This window comes from Streptomyces nitrosporeus (assembly GCF_008704555.1).
Taxonomy (GTDB): domain Bacteria; phylum Actinomycetota; class Actinomycetes; order Streptomycetales; family Streptomycetaceae; genus Streptomyces; species Streptomyces nitrosporeus.
Window position 1 is genome coordinate 864,753 of record NZ_CP023702.1, and the last position, 14,007, is coordinate 878,759.

The 14,007-nt window shown below is 72.8% G+C and carries 11 protein-coding genes; 9 read left to right on the forward strand and 2 right to left on the reverse strand.

The features are described from left to right. Positions 1-308 precede the first annotated feature (308 nt). The 3 genes from CP967_RS03880 (at position 309) to CP967_RS03885 (ending at position 3,752) form a co-directional block, all read left to right on the forward strand. Positions 309-1,916, forward strand: a complete 1,608-nt coding sequence (locus tag CP967_RS03880) for an alpha/beta hydrolase (protein WP_150486575.1) — start codon at positions 309-311, stop codon at positions 1,914-1,916. A 407-nt stretch (positions 1,917-2,323) separates the two neighbouring features. After that, entirely contained in the window at positions 2,324-2,509 is a 186-nt protein-coding gene (locus CP967_RS33840; protein ID WP_167535320.1) for a hypothetical protein, read from the forward strand. Between the two features lie 85 nt (positions 2,510-2,594). Next, positions 2,595-3,752 (forward strand): hypothetical protein, encoded by a 1,158-nt coding sequence (locus CP967_RS03885; RefSeq protein WP_150486576.1) that lies wholly within the window; start codon positions 2,595-2,597, stop codon positions 3,750-3,752. 145 nt (positions 3,753-3,897) lie between these two features. Here the strand turns inward: CP967_RS03885 and CP967_RS03890 are convergent, their stop codons facing one another. Continuing rightward, a complete protein-coding gene (locus CP967_RS03890) occupies positions 3,898-4,470 on the reverse strand; it encodes an adenylosuccinate lyase (protein WP_373300423.1) in 573 nt (190 codons plus the stop codon). 349 nt (positions 4,471-4,819) lie between these two features. Here CP967_RS03890 and CP967_RS03895 point away from each other — a divergent pair, with 349 nt between their 5' ends. Continuing rightward, complete coding sequence (locus CP967_RS03895; protein ID WP_150486578.1) at positions 4,820-6,601, forward strand: 3-hydroxyacyl-CoA dehydrogenase family protein; 1,782 nt, start codon at positions 4,820-4,822, stop codon at positions 6,599-6,601. A 148-nt stretch (positions 6,602-6,749) separates the two neighbouring features. Beyond that, on the forward strand, positions 6,750-7,565 hold the full coding sequence (locus tag CP967_RS03900; RefSeq protein WP_150486579.1) for a TetR family transcriptional regulator: 816 nt from the start codon (positions 6,750-6,752) through the stop codon (positions 7,563-7,565). Between the two features lie 15 nt (positions 7,566-7,580). On the opposite strand, the gene CP967_RS03905 is transcribed toward CP967_RS03900, so the two are convergent. Next, the gene (locus CP967_RS03905) at positions 7,581-8,324 is read right to left on the reverse strand and encodes a restriction endonuclease (protein WP_229888527.1); all 744 of its coding nucleotides are present in this window, start codon (positions 8,322-8,324) and stop codon (positions 7,581-7,583) included. A gap of 147 nt (positions 8,325-8,471) precedes the next feature. Here CP967_RS03905 and CP967_RS03910 point away from each other — a divergent pair, with 147 nt between their 5' ends. The 4 genes from CP967_RS03910 to CP967_RS03925 all read left to right on the forward strand — a co-directional run bounded on the left by CP967_RS03910 (position 8,472) and on the right by CP967_RS03925 (position 14,007). Continuing rightward, positions 8,472-9,257 (forward strand): GNAT family N-acetyltransferase, encoded by a 786-nt coding sequence (locus tag CP967_RS03910; protein WP_150486581.1) that lies wholly within the window; start codon positions 8,472-8,474, stop codon positions 9,255-9,257. A gap of 419 nt (positions 9,258-9,676) precedes the next feature. Further along, the gene (gene ccrA, locus CP967_RS03915) at positions 9,677-11,014 is read left to right on the forward strand and encodes a crotonyl-CoA carboxylase/reductase (RefSeq protein WP_150486582.1); all 1,338 of its coding nucleotides are present in this window, start codon (positions 9,677-9,679) and stop codon (positions 11,012-11,014) included. Between the two features lie 9 nt (positions 11,015-11,023). Then, positions 11,024-13,036 carry a protein meaA gene (locus tag CP967_RS03920; protein WP_150486583.1) on the forward strand — a complete coding sequence of 671 codons (2,013 nt, stop codon included), beginning with the start codon at positions 11,024-11,026 and terminating at the stop codon, positions 13,034-13,036. Continuing rightward, a complete protein-coding gene (locus CP967_RS03925; RefSeq protein ID WP_150486584.1) occupies positions 13,033-14,007 on the forward strand; it encodes an HpcH/HpaI aldolase/citrate lyase family protein in 975 nt (324 codons plus the stop codon). The genes CP967_RS03920 and CP967_RS03925 overlap by 4 nt, the downstream gene beginning before the upstream one ends.

Genomic DNA, 14,007 nt, shown 5'->3' on the forward strand with positions numbered 1-14,007 from the left:
CCAGCACTCGGTTGTTCGGGGTGGTGCCGAGCCAACCACCTCCGGGGCGCGCCTCAAAATCCGGCCCCGGATGCCTCCCGGCGCCACGGCGCCGCCGGCCGGGCTCCGCGCCGGCCCGGCGGACCCGGCCCCGGTCACGTTCCCGCCGGCCACCCCACCCGCACGTACGCCCACCGCACATCCGTTCGCGTCTCCGGCAGGCAAACGGGTCAACTCTCGTCGAATCCGTCCCCCCGCCACCCGATCCGGGGAGCATGCGGCCGTGGCTGTGCTCCTCACAGCCGCTTTCCCCCACCACGGGAGGCCGTATGACGAAACGTGCAGGCATTCTGGCCGCGGTCGGCGCCACGGTCGCGGGGCTGGTGGCCGCGGTGCCGCCCGCCGCGTCCGACGTCCCCTCGGCGCCCCGGGCCGCCGCGCCGCTCACCTGGACCGGCTGCGCGACGAAGGCGTACCCGGCCCTGCAGTGCTCGACCGTACGCGTACCACTGGACCATGACGACCCGTCGGGACAGCAGATCACCCTCGCCCTCTCCAGGGTCCCGCACACGGCCGGCACGTCGCAGGGGCCGCTGCTGGTCAACCCCGGCGGCCCCGGCGGCAGCGGGCTGTCGATGGCCGGCTTCGTGGCCTCCGCGCTGCCGGCGGGCCTGGCCGCCCAGTACGACGTGATCGGGTTCGACCCGCGCGGCGTCGGGAAGAGCACCCCGGCCCTGAACTGCGTACCGGGCCACTTCGGTCCGGTACGCGCCGACACCGTGCCGGACTCCCCCGCCGCCGAACGGAAGAACCGGGAGCGGGCCTCGGCGTTCGCCGCCGCGTGCGGTGAGAAGCACGGCGGCCTGCTGCCCCACATGGACACGGCGAGCGCCGCGAAGGACCTGGACGTGATCCGCCGGGCACTGGGCGCCGAGCGGATCAGCTACTTCGGCTACTCCTACGGCACCTACCTGGGCGCCGTGTACGCCAAGCTGTTCCCGGAGCGGGTGCGCCGCCTGGTGCTCGACTCGAACGTCGACCCCGACGGTGTCTGGTACGAGGACAACCTCGGCCAGGACCACGCCTTCGACGCCCGCCACAAGGCGTTCGCCGCCTGGGTCGCGAAGCACGACGCCGCCTACCGGCTCGGTACAGACCCGGCGGAGGTCGAAGCCGCCTGGTACCGGATGCGCGCCGCGGTGAAGCAGAGGCCCGCCGCCGGTGCCGTCGGCCCGGCCGAACTGGAGGACACCTTCCTGCCCGGCGGCTACTACAACGGCTACTGGCCGCTGCTGGCGGAGGCGTTCGCCGCGTACGTCAACGAGGGTGACGAGGAGGCTCTCGCCGCGGCCTACGAGGACTTCGCGGCGGTCGACGCGAGCGGCGACAACGGCTACTCCGTCTACACGGCCGTGCAGTGCCGGGACGCCGCCTGGCCCCGGTCCTGGAGGACCTGGCGCGAGGACACCTGGCGGGCACACCGCAAGGCGCCCTTCATGTCGTGGAGCAACACCTGGTACAACGCCCCGTGCGCGTCCTGGCCGGTGGAGCCGCTGGAGCCGGTGCGGGTCGCCAACCACGAGATCCCTCCCGCGCTGCTGTTCCAGGCCACGGACGACGCGGCGACGCCGTACGAGGGCGGGGTCGTCATGAACCGCCGGCTGGAGGGGTCGAGTCTGGTCGTCGAAGAGGGCGGCGGCAATCACGGCATCAGCCTGAGCGGCAACGAGTGCCTCGACCGGTATCTGACCGGCTACCTCGCCGACGGCACCCTGCCCCGCGCCGGCGGCAGCGGACCGGACGCGGTCTGCGACGCGCTCCCCGAGCCGGAGCCGACGTCCGCCGCGGCGGACACGGAGGGCGCGGCGGACACGGGCGCGAAGAGCACGGGTTCCCGAGGGGCGGTGCTGCACGGCCTGCTCGGCTTCCACGGCTGAGGGGCCCCGTCGAAGCACCCGCCAGGGGCGTGGACGGGCGCGGTCCGGCACATCCGCCGGGCGGCGCCCGCCCACGCCCCACGCGCGTGCGCACCGGCGCCGCCCCCATCGGCCCGCCGTCCACCGCTCCCGCACAAAAACCACGGAGAGTAACCGCCGGACATGACGGGTGATGCATCCAGATGTCAGGCGCACGTGGCTGTTCCGCAGGTCATGAGGGCCGGACCCAGCGCGTTGTCCACTTGACTCGAATAACTGACGCCACGTTAACTTCAGTTGCCTGTGAGGAATCTGTGACTCTGGGGTGGGTGCCGTGAAGTCAGGCCGAGGGTCCGCGCACGCCCCGACCGCAGTCCTGGCTTCCGCCAGAGCGCCACCCGGTGTGCCCGCACAGGGGTGAAGGGGACGTGCACCGCTTCCCTGCCCGGGAACGGGGCGGCGACACCACCGCCCAGCGGTGGAGGGTCACACTCGTGGAGGTAGCGAAGGATCTTCACGAGCCGCGCCCCGTCGGCGCCCTCGACTACCGCCTGGCCCTCCCCGGCCACAGCCTCGCGGACTGCGAGAAGGCCTTCACCGGGCAGTGCGCCTGACCTCCTCCGGCGCCTGATCCGCCTCCTGAGGGGTCCGCGTACATGCGCCGCCCCTCCGTCTCCCGACAGAAACGGACGTTCATCCATGGCACGGATCATCCGGGCCGCGCTGACCATCGGCGTCGGCCTGGCCGCCCTCGTGGGCGGCGCGACCACCGCGAACGCGGCGGACAAGACGCATATCCAGCCCGGAACGGCGGGCGGCGGCCCATTCGCGGCCACCGCACCGGCGTGGGCCGGCACCGTGGCCCCGGCCCCGGCCGCCGCGGCCGACGAGACGCCGTCCGTCACGAGCCTGGCGGCCGAGGCCGCACGCAACGAGGTGCTGCGCATCGCCAAGTCGGGGCTCCCCGCGGAGCTGCGTACGTCGGCCTGGAACGCACTGCGCAGCACTCTCGGCGACGTCGCGATCGAGGCGTGGCTGGCCCCCGGCGGCGGGTACGACCTGGCGAAGCAGCGTCTCCGGGACACCCGGACCCGTAACCGCCTGTTCTGCGAACGGGTGGTGGCCACCCACACCGCGGAGTTCTCCCCCTGGGTGCACGCGGCCGCCACCAGCGCGGTGAAGGGCACGGACGCGGACCGGTCGGCCTTCGTGCAGACCGGTTACGCGCAGGCACAGCAGTACGACCGTGAGGCCAGAGCCGCGGACACCGCGCACCAGCAGGAAGTGGCCCAGCGGGAACGGGACTTCGTGCGGGCCCTGGCCGAGAACGACCCCGGGCAGGAGGTCCGGGTGGCGGCGCAGTGGGCCCTGCGGCCCGGCGCCGTCGACGCGGACGTGGCGGAGTTCTTCGGTTACGGCTGGGCGACCGGTGCCACGCTCGACCTGGAGGGCTACCGGCTGCGTATCTCGGACGCCGAGACACGCAGGCACCACGCCCTGACCCTGCTGATCCGTACGGCCGTCGCCGCCGAGGAGGCGCTCAAGGACGCGGCCGACGCGGCGCAGGCACGGGCCGAGGCCCAGGCCGCCTGGCACTCCGTGGCCGAGCACGCGCAGACGGCGGGCCAGGCGTGGGAGGCGGAGCGTCTCGCCGCCGCGGAGCAGGCCGCGAACTGGCAGAGCATCGCCGCGGCCGCCGCCGCGGGAGCGGACGGCATCTGGCAGAACATCGCCGGCGCCGCCGAGGCCAACCAGGGCCACTGGACCCAGGAACGCCTGGCGGCGGCCGAGTCCGCCGCCTACTGGCAGGACATGCTCGCCCGCGCCCAGGACGGCGAGGACCGTGTGACGGGCTGATCCGCCGGCGGTTCTCCGCCCCTTCCCCTGCCCGGCCCTCCGGGCAGGGGATTCCTTCCGCGTGGCGCGCCGCGGGGCACGGGCGCCGCGGTCCTTGTCGTGGGACCCGGCCGCTCCGGGCCGCGCGCCGGTGGTGCGGCCCCGCTCAGCCGGCCGGCAGCCTGCCCAGTGCCTCGGCCGCCGCCCGGCCGAGCCGGGGATGCGGCAGGGCGGCCTTCAGGACCGGGCGGGCCCTGCCGTCGCCGAGGGTGCCCAGCCCTTCCACACAGGCGAGCGCCACGTTCCAGTGCGGTTCGCCGGGCACCAGCAGCCGGTGCAGGGTGCCGACCAGCGCGGGTACGGATTCCGGCGCGCGCAGTGCCGTGAGCAGTCGCACGGGGTGCAGGGCGTAGGCGGTGCGCAGGGTGTTGGCGGCAAGGGCCGCGGCGGCACGGGGAGTCCGGGGGTCGCCCAGGAGCAGGAGGGCGTGGGCCGCGGAGCCGCAGCGTTCGGGGTCGCGGTGGTTGAGCAGGAGGACCAGTGCCTCGAAGGCCCGGCGGTCGCCCAGGCAGCCGAGCCGGAAGGCGGCGATCTCACGGGCCCAGAGCGGTTGGCGGTCGGCGACGAGGACACCGGCCAGTTCCTCGTCGTCCTCGGTGGCGAGCAGCCGGCCGAAGAGCGGGGAGCCCCCGGCCTCCGTCCGGAGCCGGTCGGTCAGCGAGGTCAGCTCATCGTTCACGACGCTCAGCTTATCGCCGCACACGGAACGTGTCGGCCCGAAGTGTGTGACAGCGCACAGGGATTCGGGGCTGGCGCGCTCGTTACCCGCCGGTTAATCTCAGGTGAGCGGGCAACACCCGCGACTCCGGCGGCCTGGTGACGCAGCCGTCCGGAGTGCCTGTCGGTTCAGCAGTACGTACGGCGTGGCTCCGGGACAGGGTCCGCCGCTCTTCCGGTCCCGCCGTGCCTCGGCACCCGCCCGGGACCGCGCTCCACGACACGCACCTTCCGCACGCCGGGCGCCGGCCTGTACGCGCCGCGGACGCCGTCGTGCTCCTCTCAGCCGTCACTCACCCTGGAGTCCCGTGATGGACACCCCGCTCACCACCATCGCCGTCGTCGGCCTCGGCACCATGGGAACCGGCATCGCCGAGGTCCTGGCCCGTGCGGGCCGCGAGGTCATCGGCATCGACATCGACGAGGCCGCCGCCCGCCGGGCCGTCGCCGCCCTGGAGGCATCCACCGCCCGCGCCGTGCGGCGCGAGCGGATCACGGAGCGGGAACGGCGCGACGTCCTCGCCCGGTTCCGTACGTTCACCGATCTCCAGGCCGCGAAGGACGCGGAGCTGGTCATCGAGGTCGTGCCGGAGTCGTACGAGATCAAGCAGGAGGTCTTCCGGGAGCTGGACGCGGTCGTCGCGCCCACCGCGATCCTCGCGACGGGCACGAACGCCCTGTCGGTGACCCGGCTGGCCGCCGAGTCGCGGCACCCGGAGCGGGTGCTCGGCCTGCACTTCTTCAACCCGGCGCCGGCGATGAAGCTGGTGGAGGTGGTCTCTTCCGTGCTGACCGCCCCGCCGGCCGTCGAGAGCGTCACCCGGCTCGCCCGCGACCTGGGCAAGGAGCCGGTCGCGGTCGGTGACCGGCCGGGGTTCGTCGCGGACGGGCTGCTGTTCGGCTACCTCAACCAGGCCGCGGCGATGTACGAGGCGAACTACGCCTCCCGGGAGGACATCGACGCCGCGATGCGGCTGGGCTGCGGGCTGCCGATGGGCCCTCTCGCCCTGCTCGACCTGATCGGTGTCGACACCGCGCGCACGGTCCTGGAGGCGATGTACGCGGCGTCCCAGGACCGGCTGCACGCCCCGGCACCGGTGCTCCGGCAGCTCAGCGAGGCGGGCCTGACCGGCCGTAAGGCGGGCCGCGGTTTCTACACCTACGACGCCCCCGGCGGCCAGGAGGTGGTGCCGGACGCGCTGACGCCGGCGGCGGGCACGGGCACGGCCGCGGGGCGGCCGGTGTCCTCGGTGGGCGTGGCGGGCTCGGGGACGATGGCCTCGGGCATCGCGGAGGTCTTCGCCAAGGCGGGGTACGCCGTGGTGCTCGCCGCCCGGAGCACGGAGAAGGCGGACACCGCCAAGGCGCGGATCGCGGCGTCGCTGGAGCGGTCGGTGTCCAAGGGCCGGCTCACGGCCGGGGCCCGGGACGAGACGCTCGCCCGGATCACTCCGGCCGGTTCCCTGGACGCGTTCGCCGGCGTCGATCTCGCGGTCGAGGCGGTCGCCGAGGACCTGGAGGTCAAGCGGCAGCTGTTCCGGACCCTGGACAAGGTCTGCCGGCCGGGCGCGGTGCTGGCCACCACGACGTCGTCGCTGCCGGTGGTGGCGGTGGCCCGGGTGACCTCGCGGCCCGAGGACGTCGTGGGGATGCACTTCTTCAACCCGGCGCCCGCGATGAAGCTGGTCGAGGTCGTGCGCACGGTGCTGACCGCCGACGACGTGCACGCCACGGTCCGCGAGGTCTGCGCGAAGATCCGCAAGCACCCGGTGGACTGCGGTGACCGGGCCGGTTTCATCGTGAACGCGCTGCTGTTCCCCTACCTCAACAACGCGGTCAAGATGGTCGGGGAGCACTACGCGAGCCTCGACGACATCGACGCGGCGATGAAGCTGGGCGGCGGTTACCCGATGGGCCCGTTCGAGCTGCTGGACGTCGTCGGCCTCGATGTGTCGCTGGCGATCGAGAAGGTGCTGTACAGCGAGTTCCGCGACCCGGGTCTGGCTCCCGCGCCGCTGCTGGAACATCTGGTGGCGGCGGGCTGCCTGGGCCGTAAGACGGGGCGCGGCTTCCGCGAGTATGCCCGCCGCTGAGCGGGGTCCGGCGGCGGGCGGCGGGCCGGCCGGGCCGCCCGCCGCCGGGGTCCCCGGTACGGGGGCCGGGTGGGGCGGGCTGCTGGGGCCCCCGGGCGGCCCGCCCCCGCGAGCAGACTCCCCCGCGCCGATGAGCTACGTTCACACCATGTCCCAACCCGCCAGGTCCACCCGTTCCTCCGCCGCGCCGGACGCCCCGGAGAGTGCCGCAGGCACCCGGGCCGCGGCCCAACGGCTCAAGATGCGCCGCGAACTGGCCGCCGCGGCCATGGAACTGTTCGCCACGAAGGGGTACGAGGCGACGACGGTCGACGAGATCGCCGGGGCGGCCGGGGTCGCCCGGCGTACGTTCTTCCGCCACTTCCGCTCGAAGGAGGAGGCGATCTTCCCGGACCACGACGACACGCTCGTACGGGCCGAGGCCGTCCTGAACGCCGCGCCGGCGCACGAGCATCCGCTCGACACGGTGTGCCGCGGCATCAAGGAGGTCATGAAGATGTACGCGGCGAAGCCCGCGGTGTCGGTGGCCCGTTACAAGCTGACCCGTGAGGTGCCCACGCTCCGGGAGGCGGAGATCGCCTCGGTGGCCCGCTACGAGCGGCTGTTCACGCGTTACCTGCTGGGCCATTTCGACGAGCGCGACCACCACGCGGGCAACGACGACCCGTTGCTGGCCGAGGTGGCGGCCTCCGCGGTCGTGACCGCGCACAACCACGTGCTGCGGCGGTGGCTGCGGGCGGACGGCCAGGGGGATGTGGAGACGCAGCTGGACCACGCCTTCGCGATCGTCCGCAGGACCTTCGGCACGGGCATCGGGGCGGGCCGCACCGTGGCGCCCGAGCCGGTGGGGGCACCGGCCGCCGCGGTCGCCGCGGAGGGCGAGGTCCTGGTCGCGGTGGCGCGCACGGACGCCCCTCTGGACGAGGTCATGCGGACGATCCGGCAGGCGCTGCGGGAACGCTGAACCGGCGGCCGTCCCTCAGGCCGGGGCCGCGGCCGTCCCGGTGTGCCAGGGCGGCGGCTGCACGCCCCCGCTCCACGCGGTGAGCCCCTCCAGGTCGACGCAGACGATGCCGCACCGCTCGGCGTACTCCAGGGCGGGCTCGGTGAACGTGCTGGTGGTGACGGCGAGGGCGGTGTCGGCCCCGTGGACGGCGTAGCAGGTGCCGCCGAAGCGCTGGAGGTCCTGGGAGCCGACCTTGTTGTCCGGGGCGTAGCGCTTGCACTGGACGACGATCCGGCGCCCGTCGGGGGCCACGGCGAGCACGTCGGCGCCCAGGTCCCCGGCGCCGCCCACGACGTCGACCTCCTGGCAGCCGTCCCTGCGGCAGAGGTCGGCGACGGCCTCCTCGAAGGCGTACGGGTCCATGCCGGCCCAGTCCTCGGGAGCCCGGTCCGCGGCCTCCTGGCGGGGCGCGGGGACCCCCGCGGCCGAGGCCGCGGCACCGGCCTCGGCGAGCACGGTGTCCGCCACCTCGTAGGCGGTCTCGACGACCGCGGCCGCGCCCCGGGCGGCGAGCCTGCGGTTGCGGCGCCGCCGCAGCAGGGCCACCGCCCCGGCCCCCAGCAGCAGGACCAGGACCACGGCGGCCACCGGGTGGCTCTCCGCGCTCTCCAGGGCCGTACGGAGCGTCAGGCCGGCCCCGCAGACCACCACGGCGATCAGGGCGAACCCGAACGCCGTGCGGCGCAGGTCGAACCCGGCCCGCCGGTCTCTTCCCACACGTCCACGTCGTGATGCCGGCACGGCCCACCCCTGTTCGTCGTCGGCGGTTCAAGATCACTCCTCGTCTTCCCCCTGCCGCCCGCTTGACGCCGTCGCGCCGGAAACCCGCTGGTGCGCCCAAAGCCCCCGTGATCGGATGCGCGGATGGACCCGCACGGCACACTGGCGCTCTTCGACCTCCGGATGCGCGAACACGCCCGCCCCGACGGCCCCGGCGTCCGGGTGGAGCGGGTGGGCGGGATCGTCCGGGCGACCGGCGCGGCCGACGACTGGAACGGCGTGCTGTGGAGCGATCCCGGCCTCACCGCCGAGGACGCCCGGGCCGGGATCGCGGCCCAGGTGGCGCACTACACGTCCCTGGGAATCGGCGAGTTCGAGTGGAAGCTGTACGCGCACGACGGCCCTCCCGGCCTGGGGCGGCTGCTCACCGAGGCGGGTTTCGAGGCCGGCGGGACGGAGACGGTGCTGGTCGCCCCGGTCCGGGAGCAGACCGCCCGGGTGCCGCTGCCCGCGGGCGTACGGCTGCGCACCGTGACCGGCCCGGCCGGGGTGGATCTGCTGGTCCGCGCCCATGAGCGGGCCTTCGGCACGGACGGGACGCGCCTGCGCGGCCAGGTCCTCCGCAGGCTCGGTGACAGCGCCTTCGCCGCCGTGGTGGCGCTGGCGGACGGGGAGCCGGTGAGTTCGGCCCGGATGGAGCTGTACCCGGGGACGGGCTTCGCCGGTCTCTGGGGCGGCGGCACCGTCGCCGCCTGGCGGGGCAGGGGGCTCTACCGGGCGCTGGTCGCCCACCGGGCCGTCCTCGCCGCGGAACTCGGCTACCGGTTCCTCCAGACCGACGCCACGGACATGTCCGCGCCGATCCTGCGCGGGCTCGGCTTCACGGCCCTGACGGCGACGACCCCGTACGTCTTCCGTACCGCTCCGTAGGCCGGGTCCGGCACACCGCGTACGGCTCCGTACGTCGTCGGCACCACGCCAGGGCCTCCTTCACACCGGGATCAACGCGACATAAAACCCATGATGGCGCTCATGCGTGCCGCGCGGATGACAACTGAGAGAAATTGCTGGCACTGGGTGCCTTGTCACTTGTCACGCAGTGCCATACGTTGAAGGTGTCCGGGCGGCCGGCGTGCAGAGACCTCTCGTACGCCGGCTGTCCCCGCGGACCCGAGTAGCCGCGCGCCCGGACGCCTGCGTCACAGGCACACCTTCCTGCTCCACCGAGCAGACCCGCAGCACCCATGCCGAACCGACGGCACACCTCCACACCGCACCGCTCCCCTGCCCACAGGGGCCCCCGGGCGTTCCCTCGACGCCCGGGACCCGATCCGCCCGGAGGCATCACCGTGAAGGAAATCCTGGACGCGATCCAGTCGCCGGACAGCACCGCCGCCGACTTCGCCGCCCTGCCCCTGCCCGAGTCGTACCGCGCGGTGACCGTGCACAAGGACGAGACCGAGATGTTCGACGGGCTCGCCACGCGCGACAAGGACCCGCGCAAGTCCCTGCACCTGGACGAGGTGCCGGTGCCCGAACTCGGGCCCGGCGAGGCGCTCGTCGCCGTGATGGCCAGCTCCGTGAACTACAACTCGGTCTGGACCTCCATCTTCGAGCCGCTGTCGACCTTCGGTTTCCTGGAGCGCTACGGCCGCCTCAGCGAACTGACGAAGCGTCACGACCTGCCCTACCACATCATCGGCTCCGACCTGGCGGGCGTCGTCCTGCGCACCGGCCCCGGGGTCAACTCCTGGAACCCCGGCGACGAGGTCGTCGCCCACTGCCTCTCGGTCGAACTCGAGTCCTCCGACGGCCACAACGACACGATGCTCGACCCCGAGCAGCGCATCTGGGGCTTCGAGACCAACTTCGGCGGCCTCGCGGAGATCGCCCTGGTCAAGTCCAACCAGCTGATGCCGAAGCCGAAGCACCTCAGCTGGGAGGAGGCGGCAGCGCCCGGCCTGGTCAACTCCACCGCGTACCGCCAGCTCGTCTCGCGCAACGGCGCGGGCATGAAGCAGGGCGACAACGTGCTGATCTGGGGCGCCAGCGGCGGCCTCGGCTCCTACGCCACGCAGTTCGCACTGGCCGGCGGCGCCAACCCGATCTGCGTCGTCTCCAGCGACCAGAAGGCCGAGATCTGCCGGAAGATGGGCGCCACCGCGATCATCGACCGCAACGCCGAGGACTACCGGTTCTGGAAGGACGAGCACCACCAGGACCCGCGCGAGTGGAAGCGGTTCGGCAAGCGCATCCGCGAGCTGACCGGCGGCGAGGACGTGGACATCGTCTTCGAGCACCCCGGCCGCGAGACCTTCGGCGCGAGCGTCTACGTCACCCGCAAGGGCGGCACGATCGTCACCTGCGCCTCGACCTCGGGCTACAACCACGAGTACGACAACCGCTACCTGTGGATGTCGCTCAAGCGGATCATCGGCTCGCACTTCGCCAACTACCGCGAGGCGTGGGAGGCGAACCGGCTGATCGCCAAGGGGAAGATCCACCCCACCCTGTCGAAGGTCTACTCCCTCCAGGACACCGGCCAGGCCGCGCACGACGTGCACCGCAACGTCCACCAGGGCAAGGTCGGCGTCCTCGCACTGGCCCCCCGCGAGGGCATGGGCGTGCGCGACACGGAGCTGCGCGAGCAGCACATCGACGCCATCAACCGCTTCCGGGATGTCTGAGGCCCACCCATGACGGAACGTCAGAAGGACCGCCCGTGGCTCATGCGGACGTACGCCGGCCACTCGACCGCCGAGGCGTCCAACGAGCTCTACCGGCGCAACCTCGCCAAGGGGCAGACCGGCCTCTCGGTCGCCTTCGACCTGCCGACCCAGACCGGCTACGACCCCGACCACGTCCTCGCCCGCGGCGAGGTCGGCCGGGTCGGGGTGCCCGTCTCGCACCTCGGTGACATGCGGCGGCTGTTCCAGGACATCCCCCTGGAGCAGATGAACACCTCCATGACGATCAACGCCACCGCGATGTGGCTGCTGGCGCTCTACCAGGTGGTCGCCGAGGAGCAGGGCGCCGACCCCGGCAGGCTCCAGGGCACCACCCAGAACGACATCGTCAAGGAGTACCTCTCGCGCGGGACGCACGTCTTCCCGCCGGTGCCCTCGCTGCGGCTGACCACCGACATGATCGCGTACACGGTCGGCCGCATCCCGAAGTGGAACCCGATCAACATCTGCAGCTACCACCTCCAGGAGGCCGGGGCCACCCCGGTCCAGGAGATCGCGTACGCCATGTCCACGGCCGTCGCGGTGCTGGACGCGGTGCGTGACTCGGGCCAGGTGCCGAAGGAGCGGTTCGGCGATGTCGTCGCCCGTATCTCCTTCTTCGTGAACGCGGGCGTCCGCTTCGTCGAGGAGATGTGCAAGATGCGGGCCTTCGGCCGCATCTGGGACCAGCTCACCCGTGAGCGGTACGGGGTCGAGGACCCCCGGCAGCGCCGTTTCCGCTACGGCGTCCAGGTCAACTCGCTGGGCCTGACCGAGGCGCAGCCGGAGAACAACGTCCAGCGCATCGTGCTGGAGATGCTGGCCGTCACCCTCTCCAAGGACGCCCGCGCCCGCGCGGTACAGCTGCCCGCGTGGAACGAGGCACTGGGCCTCCCCCGCCCCTGGGACCAGCAGTGGTCGCTGCGCATCCAGCAGGTCCTGGCGCACGAGAGCGACCTGCTGGAGTACGAGGACATCTTCGCCGGCTCCCGTGTGATCGAGGCGAAGGTGGACGAGCTGGTCACCGAGTCGCTGGCCGAGATCGCCCGTATCCAGGAGATGGGCGGCGCGATGGCGGCCGTCGAGTCCGGCTACCTCAAGTCGGAGCTGGTCTCCTCGCACGCGGCCCGGCGGGCCCGGATCGAGAGCGGCGAGGAGAAGATCGTCGGCGTCAACGTCCACGAGTCCACCGAGCCGAGCCCGCTGACCGCCGACCTGGACACCGCGATCATGACGGTGGACCCCGAGAACGAGGCCCGGGTGGTGGCCGCGCTGCACGAGTGGCGCGACAACCGCGACGAGGCCCGCGCGACCGAGGCTCTGGCGGCCCTGAAGAAGGCCGCGGCCGGCACCGGGAACCTGATGGCGGCGACCGTCGAGTGCGCCCGCGCGGGCGTGACCACCGGCGAGTGGACCTGGGCGCTGCGCGACGTGTTCGGCGAGTTCCGGGCGCCCACCGGGGTCTCGTCCGCACCGCTCGCCGTGGCCGCCGAGCCCGGCACCCCGCTCGCCCTGGTCCGTGGGAAGGTGTCCCGCACGGCGGCGGACCTGGGGGTGGGGCGGCTGCGGCTGCTGGTCGGCAAGCCCGGTCTGGACGGGCACTCCAACGGCGCCGAACAGATCGCCGTCCGCGCCAGGGACGCCGGTTTCGAGGTGGTCTACCAGGGGATCAGGCTGACCCCCGAGCAGATCACCGACGCGGCGCTCGCCGAGGACGTGCACTGTGTGGGCCTGTCCGTCCTGTCCGGCTCGCACGCCGAGCTGGTCCCGGACGTCCTGGCCCGGCTGCGCGCGGCGGGCGCCGCCGACATCCCGGTGATCGCGGGCGGGATCATCCCGCCGGCCGACGCGACCGCTCTGATCGAAGCCGGTGTCGCCGCCGTCTTCACCCCGAAGGACTTCGGCATCACGGAGATCATCGGCCGTATCGTCGACGAGATCCGGAAAGCGAACAAGCTCGACCCTCTGGAGGTCCCCGCATGACCACGCCCTCGCCCTCGGTGAACCGGCTGCGCCCCCGCCGCTCCTGTCTCGCGGTACCCGGTTCCAACCCGCGGTTCCTGGAGAAGGCCCAGGGCCTGCCCGCCGACCAGGTCTTCCTGGACCTGGAGGACGCCTGCGCGCCGCTCGCCAAGGAGGGCGCCCGCCACACCATCGTCGACGCGCTGAACAACGGCGACTGGACGGGCAAGACCCGTGTGGTGCGGGTCAACGACTGGACGACCCACTGGACCTACCGCGACGTCATCACGGTCGTCGAGGGCGCGGGCCCGAACCTCGACTGCATCATGCTGCCGAAGGTCCAGGACGCCCAGCAGGTCGTCGCGCTGGACCTGCTGCTGACGCAGATCGAGAAGACGATGGGCTTCGAGGCCGGCCGCATCGGTATCGAGGCGCAGATCGAGAACGCCAGGGGCCTGGTGAACATCGACGGGATCGCCGCCGCCTCCCCCCGTCTGGAGACCCTGATCTTCGGCCCCGCCGACTTCATGGCCTCGATCAACATGAAGACGCTCGTCGTCGGCCAGCAGCCGCCCGGCTACCCGGCGGACGCCTACCACTACATCCTGATGCGCATCCTGATGGCGGCCCGCGCCCACGACCTCCAGGCGATCGACGGCCCCTTCCTGCAGATCCGGGACGTCGACGCCTACCGCGAGGTCGCCGGCCGCGCGGCGGCCCTCGGGTTCGACGGCAAGTGGGTCCTGCACCCCGGTCAGGTCGACGCCGCCAACGAGGTGTTCTCGCCCTCCCAGGAGGACTACGACCACGCCGAGCTGATCCTCGACGCGTACGACTGGTGCACCTCGGAGGAGGGCGGCAAGAAGGGTTCGGCGATGCTCGGCGACGAGATGATCGACGAGGCCAGCCGCAAGATGGCCCTGGTGATCGCTGGCAAGGGCCGGGCGGCCGGAATGCGGCGCACCTCCAAGTTCGAAGCCCCGGAGGCCTGA